The 380-nt window shown below is 66.3% G+C and carries 1 protein-coding gene; it reads right to left on the bottom strand.

All coding sequences use genetic code 11. The annotated features are described in order from the left end of the window. Positions 1–380 (bottom strand): glutamate racemase (locus A7976_RS13240; RefSeq protein WP_205633539.1); only part of this gene is annotated, 380 nt, incomplete at both ends.

Below are 380 nucleotides of genomic sequence, written 5' to 3'. Positions count from 1 at the left end.
TTCCTACGCTTTCCGGGCTTCCCCAGAGGTTCGGCAGGATCCTTTCCATCTCCTCTGGCATCGCGCTGGTCCAGAAACGCGGCGTCGCGGCCTGGCCAGAGGCCAGTAGCGCCCGCGCCGACAATACGCGCTCCAGCTGCCGGGCGACAGCCGCTCCCGTATCGATCACCGCCATCTCCGCCGGGATCAGCTCGGCCAGCAGGGGTTTGACGAAGGGATAATGAGTACAGCCGAGGATCAGCGTATCGCAGCCCTGTTCGAGGATGGGCGCCAGCAGGCGTTCCAGCAGTGCCCGGGTTTGCGGCCCATAGAGATCGCCGGCTTCGATGCGCTCGACCAGCCCCGGGCAGGGCTGGGTGAAGACCTGTACGTCGCTGGCG

It is taken from the genome of Methylobacillus sp. MM3, from assembly GCF_001645185.1.
Lineage (GTDB): Bacteria > Pseudomonadota > Gammaproteobacteria > Burkholderiales > Methylophilaceae > MM2.
The sequence above is the reverse complement of the archived record's forward strand: the minus strand, read 5'-3'. Positions and strand labels throughout refer to the sequence as shown.